Genomic DNA, 5,320 nt, shown 5'->3' with positions numbered 1-5,320 from the left:
CGATCTTCTTGTCGATATTCATGGGCTGGGTTCCTTTGTTAAAGTCCGGTTCGTTGTTCAGTTAATTCCATGGATCAAGGATGATCTTGGGCGCGGCAACTTTGCCTGCCCGTAAGTCTGCAAAGGCCGCCTGCCCCTCTGCCAGCGCACGCGTCTCTGTCCAATCAAGATCGCCAAGACGACCCTCAAAGATTGCAGCAGCCGTATCGCGAAAATCCTGCGGCGTATACGTGTAGGTCCCGATAAAAGTGATCTCTTGCAAGGTCATGCGGCGCACGTCCAGTCCACCATCGTCCTCACCCAAGCCAACATGCGCAATCACACCGCCAGCCTGCGCACTCGCGGATGCCGTCGCGCGGGTCGCCGCGTAGCCAACTGCGTCAATCACGATGGCAAATTCACCGCTCGCTTGCGCCACTGTGCTCTGTCCACAAACGTCACTCAAATACGCACGACGTGCCGCGTTGGGCTCTGCAATGGTCACGTCATCCGCGCCCATCGCTTTCAATGCCAAAGCAGCCGCCAAACCAATCGCGCCACCACCAATCACCAACGCATGTTTTTCCATGCTTGGATGCAGGGCCTCCAACGCAAGACGCACCGCATGCCAGCTCACTGCCAACGGCTCAGCCAGCGCCGCCTTGGCCAGCGGCACACTGTCAGGCACCGTCACCAGATTGCTATCAGGCATCGCAATATACTGCGCGAACGCACCCTCGCGTGGCATCATCGAAATAATCTGACGTTTCGGGCACAAGTTCTCACGACCCGCTTTGCACGCAGGACACGCCATACACGTCACCAGCGGGTTCACCGTCACGCGACGACCCTCCATGTTACCACCTACAATCACGCCTGCCGCTTCATGCCCAAGGATAAGCGGCGCAGGGCGTCGCGCATCATGTCCCAAGAATGCGTGCATGTCAGAGCCGCAAATCCCAACCGCTTCAACACGAATCAGATGTTCGCCAGCCGCAGGAACCGCGTCAGGGACATCCCTAAATCCAAGCGTCTTAACGCCGTCATAAACCAGTGCCTTCATTTCGCAGTAAACCCCCCATCGACCATCAAAACCTGCCCCGTCACATAGCTGGACGCGTCCGAGCACAAAAACAACAAAGGCCCGTCCATATCTTCCATCGTGCCATTGCGCCCTGCACAGGTCTGCGCCGCATTGCGCGCTGCACGTTCAGGATTACCAAACACAGCCGCCGTCAGTTCAGTCGGAAAAAACCCCGGTCCAATCGCATTGGCCGTGATCCCATCAACCGACCACGCCTCCGCCATGGCACGCGTCAATTGAGCGACGCCACCCTTACTTGCCCCGTACGCAATCCCACCCGGAAAGGCGCGCGTGGTCTGCAAGGATGCAAAATTCACAATCCGCCCCCAACCCTTGGCCTTCATCGCAGGCACCATCGCTTGGGATATAAAAAACGGCGCGGACAAGTTCAGCGCCAGCGTTTGATCCCAGCCCTCAGGCGTCACATCATCCGCCGCCTCACGCGTGTTCACGCCCGCCGCATGCACCACGATATCGGGCGCGCCGAAGGGCTCTGATATAGCAGAGATCAACGTATCCATGCCAGCACGATCCGCAACATCGCCGACAACGGTCGCACAACCCTCACCAATCTCGCGCGCAAGCGAATCCAGCGCATCCCGACGACGGGCAACACCCACCACATAGGCCCCAGCCGCCGCCAAGGTTATGGCCGCGCGCCGACCGATGCCAGAACTAGCACCCGTGATGCACGCAACGCGCCCTGTCAGGTCGAATAGATCGCGCGGATCAGACATCTTAGCCCTCAGCGCTTAGATCAAAGTTTTCACCGGGGAAGTATTTCGCAAGACGCACATCCGCAGCACGCGCATGGCCCTCCATCCCCTCAAGGCGTGAAATACGCGCTGTCGCTTCCGCAACCCGCTTGGATCCATCACGTGTCGTGCGCTGCCATGTGACAATCTTCATGTACTTGTGCACCGACAAACCACCTGTGTAGCTGGCCGCGCCAGACGTGGGCAGAACGTGGTTCGTGCCCGTCGCTTTGTCACCGTACGAAACCGTGGTCTCTTCGCCCAAGAACAAAGATCCGTAGCAGACCAAGTTATCAAGCCACCAATCCAGATCTTCCGCTTGAACCGTCAAATGCTCTGGCGCGTATTCATCTGAACACTTGGCCATATCAACACGGTCTTCGCAGATAATAACTTCTGCATAATCACGCCAAGCCGCAAACGCATTTTCGCGGTTCACCTCTGGTAGATCGTCGATCAAATCAGGCACCATCGCCATGACCCTCTCAGCCAGTTCGCGATCATCCGTGACCAACCAAACGGGTGAATTATATCCATGCTCTGCCTGCGAAACCAGGTCCGTCGCAACGATATGTGCGTCCGCTGTTTTATCCGCCAAAATCAAGCTGTCTGTTGGCCCCGCGATCATGTCGATGCCAACACGCCCAAACAGGATACGCTTGGCTTCGGCCACAAACTGGTTGCCCGGTCCTACAAGGATGTTGGCTTTGGGCAGACCGAACAAACCAAAGGTCATCGCCGCCACGCCCTGAACACCACCCATGGCCAGAATGTTATCAGCCCCACAGATATGCGCCGCGTAGATAATTGCAGGCGCAACACCCATACCGGGGCGCGGCGGGGAACAGGCCGTGATGCTGTGACAGCCCGCAACTTTCGCTGTTGTCACTGTCATAATCGCAGATGCGATGTGGCTGTAACGACCACCCGGGACATAGCAGCCCGCCGCATCCACTGGGATCGCCTTTTGACCCGCGATGAAACCTGGCTCTATCTCCATCTCGACATCCGTCAGCGTGGATTTCTGCACTTCTGCAAAACGACGCACGTTGTCGTGGGCAAAACGAATGTCTGCTTTCAGCTTTTCAGGAACCAGCACAATCGCTGCATCAATCTCGTCTTGGGTCAGCAACACGCTACCTTCATAGCGATCAAACTTCGCTGCATATTCCAGCGCCTTCGCGTCACCACCCTTTTCGATGTCATCGAGGATGGTCTTCACCGTTTCATGAACCTCGGACGCGCCAGTGCTAGAGGTTAGCGTAGCTTTCTTCAAATACTCACGGGTCATGGGCAGGGTCCTATTCAAAAAATAACAAGCGACAGCGCGCTGCGAATCTAGGGGCAATGTACTCATGTTCACTTGCAATGCAAGCGCTTACATTTACCTCTCGACCTGTTGTCGCACACGACAAGACTTGAACCCGCCTCATAACTTGTAAACATAGTTGGAAAAGCAAAATCAAAGGACACTCTAAAATGATCGAACGCATCGGAACCACCGCCCGCGCCTCCAAAATCGTCAAACACAATGGCGTCGCGTATCTGTCTGGCCAAGTCGCCGAAGGCGCGACAATCCAAGAGCAAACGACAGAATGTTTGCGCCGCGTAGACGCGCTTTTAACCGAAGCAGGATCATCCCGAGAAAAAATGCTGCGCGCCACGATCTGGCTGTCCGACATGAGCTACTTCGCAGGCTTGAACGAAGTGTGGAACGCTTGGGTTCCAGAAGGCCACGCCCCTGCACGCGCGTGCGGCGAAGCGAAATTGGCCCGCTCAGAGCTGCTCGTAGAAATCATTGTAGACGCAGCGTACGACTAAATCAACGTAGCAAATAATTAACCATCATTAACAAATGGTTAAGCGCGCTCACCCCTAGATCGCCGCAACGGTTTCGCCGCGAAACGTGATCTTTTGTAGATTTCGCATTCAGGGCAAGTTAGCCATAGATAAGAACGATCTGCGCACGCCGCACTTACGCAATGTTAGTCTAAAGAAGGAAAATACCATGAGAACTCGTGCTGCTGTGGCTGTTGCCGCCGGAAAACCGCTTGAAGTAATGGAAGTGAACCTAGACGGCCCGCGCGCTGGCGAGGTTCTGATCGAGATCAAAGCGACTGGCCTGTGTCACACCGACGAATTCACCCGTTCTGGCGACGACCCCGAAGGTATCTTCCCCGCGATCCTAGGCCATGAGGGTGCAGGCATTGTTCTTGAAATTGGTGAAGGTGTGACATCTCTAGAAGTCGGTGATCACGTAATCCCGCTCTACACACCAGAGTGCCGCGAATGCGAGTACTGTTTGAACCCGAAAACGAACCTGTGCCAGAAGATCCGCTCGACCCAAGGCGCTGGTCTTTTGCCAGATGGCTCCACACGTTTTTCCATGCTCGATGGCACACCGATCCATCACTACATGGGTTGCTCAACCTTCGCGAACCACACCGTTGTGCCAGAGATTGCTTTGGCGAAAGTCCGCAAAGACGCGCCGTTCGATAAGATTTGCTACATCGGTTGTGGCGTCACAACGGGCATCGGTGCCGTGATCAACACAGCCAAAGTTGAGATCGGATCGACCGCGATTGTCTTTGGTCTCGGTGGCATTGGCTTGAACGTCATCCAAGGCCTGCGCCTTGCGGGTGCAGATCAGATCGTTGGCGTTGATCTGAACGACGACAAAGAAAAGATGAGCCGCCATTTTGGCATGACCGACTTCGTGAACCCCTCCAAAGTAGACGGCGATCTGGTCGCGCATCTGGTTGAGTTAACTGGCGGCGGCGCAGACTATACGTTCGACGCAACTGGCAACGTCAGCGTCATGCGCACAGCCCTTGAAGCGGCGCACAAAGGCTGGGGCGAAAGCATTATCATCGGCGTGGCCCCAGCGGGTGCAGAGATTTCCACTCGTCCCTTCCAACTGGTCACGGGCCGTTCTTGGCGCGGCACTGCATTCGGCGGCGCATCCGGTCGCACAGACGTTCCAAAAATCGTCGATTGGTATATGGACGGCAAGATCGAGATCGACCCAATGATCACCCACAAACTGACCTTGGACGAGATCAACCACGGTTTCGATCTGATGCACGAGGGCGAATCAATCCGCGCAGTCGTGGAATTCTAAAAACCGGAAAGAAAGGCTGTCACATGACTTTGTCCGTGTGACAGCCAGCGCTCAAAATCAATGGGCACAGCAAACCTCCTTCCTCAATAGACCGGCATATTCAACGGTCCGATCAGCCTTTGCTTTGTCGTCGTAAGTGTTCAGCTTGGTCTGCTTCCATTCATCGAAGACTTTCCTATAGGTTCGACCGTCAAGGTTCCCGCCACTCTTCAAATGGAATGCTATTTCTTCGTGAGTCTTGAACGCTTCTGATACTGCTTGGGATCGATCTTTGGTTCTCAATGACCGAACTCGAAACTTATAGTTTCCGTCACTCTCCAAGACTTTTAGTCGAACGTAGTAATTCGATGCTTCGTCTCGTTTGTAGATGACGACTTGTCC

Annotated in this window: 5 protein-coding genes; 2 read left to right on the top strand and 3 right to left on the bottom strand. The window is 55.2% G+C overall.

Annotated features, from left to right (window positions below; translation table 11 throughout):
- Positions 1–61 precede the first annotated feature (61 nt).
- From QZ279_RS13155 to hisD, 3 genes are read right to left on the bottom strand one after another with little or no spacing between them, the layout of a single operon-like run.
- Positions 62–1,042: an alcohol dehydrogenase catalytic domain-containing protein gene (locus QZ279_RS13155; protein ID WP_293451602.1), complete on the bottom strand. Its 981-nt coding sequence runs from the start codon at positions 1,040–1,042 to the stop codon at positions 62–64.
- Positions 1,039–1,800: an SDR family oxidoreductase gene (locus QZ279_RS13150; RefSeq protein WP_293451600.1), complete on the bottom strand. Its 762-nt coding sequence runs from the start codon at positions 1,798–1,800 to the stop codon at positions 1,039–1,041. Before QZ279_RS13150 ends, QZ279_RS13155 begins: the two co-directional genes overlap by 4 nt.
- Before the next feature lies 1 nt (position 1,801).
- Positions 1,802–3,109, bottom strand: coding sequence for a histidinol dehydrogenase (gene hisD, locus QZ279_RS13145; RefSeq protein ID WP_293451598.1), 1,308 nt, complete (start codon positions 3,107–3,109; stop codon positions 1,802–1,804).
- Between the two features lie 188 nt (positions 3,110–3,297).
- On the opposite strand from hisD, the gene QZ279_RS13140 reads away from it, so the two are divergent.
- Together QZ279_RS13140 and QZ279_RS13135 are read left to right on the top strand one after the other, a co-directional pair.
- Positions 3,298–3,639, top strand: a complete 342-nt coding sequence (locus QZ279_RS13140; RefSeq protein WP_293451596.1) for a RidA family protein — start codon at positions 3,298–3,300, stop codon at positions 3,637–3,639.
- A 187-nt stretch (positions 3,640–3,826) separates the two neighbouring features.
- On the top strand, positions 3,827–4,939 hold the full coding sequence (locus QZ279_RS13135) for an S-(hydroxymethyl)glutathione dehydrogenase/class III alcohol dehydrogenase (protein WP_293451594.1): 1,113 nt from the start codon (positions 3,827–3,829) through the stop codon (positions 4,937–4,939).
- The last annotated feature ends 381 nt before the right edge of the window (positions 4,940–5,320 follow it).

The organism is Planktotalea sp. (genome assembly GCF_018607965.1).
In the GTDB taxonomy this organism is placed as follows: domain Bacteria; phylum Pseudomonadota; class Alphaproteobacteria; order Rhodobacterales; family Rhodobacteraceae; genus Planktotalea.
Note: the sequence above shows the minus strand (reverse complement) of the source record. Positions and strands in the feature narration are given on the sequence as shown.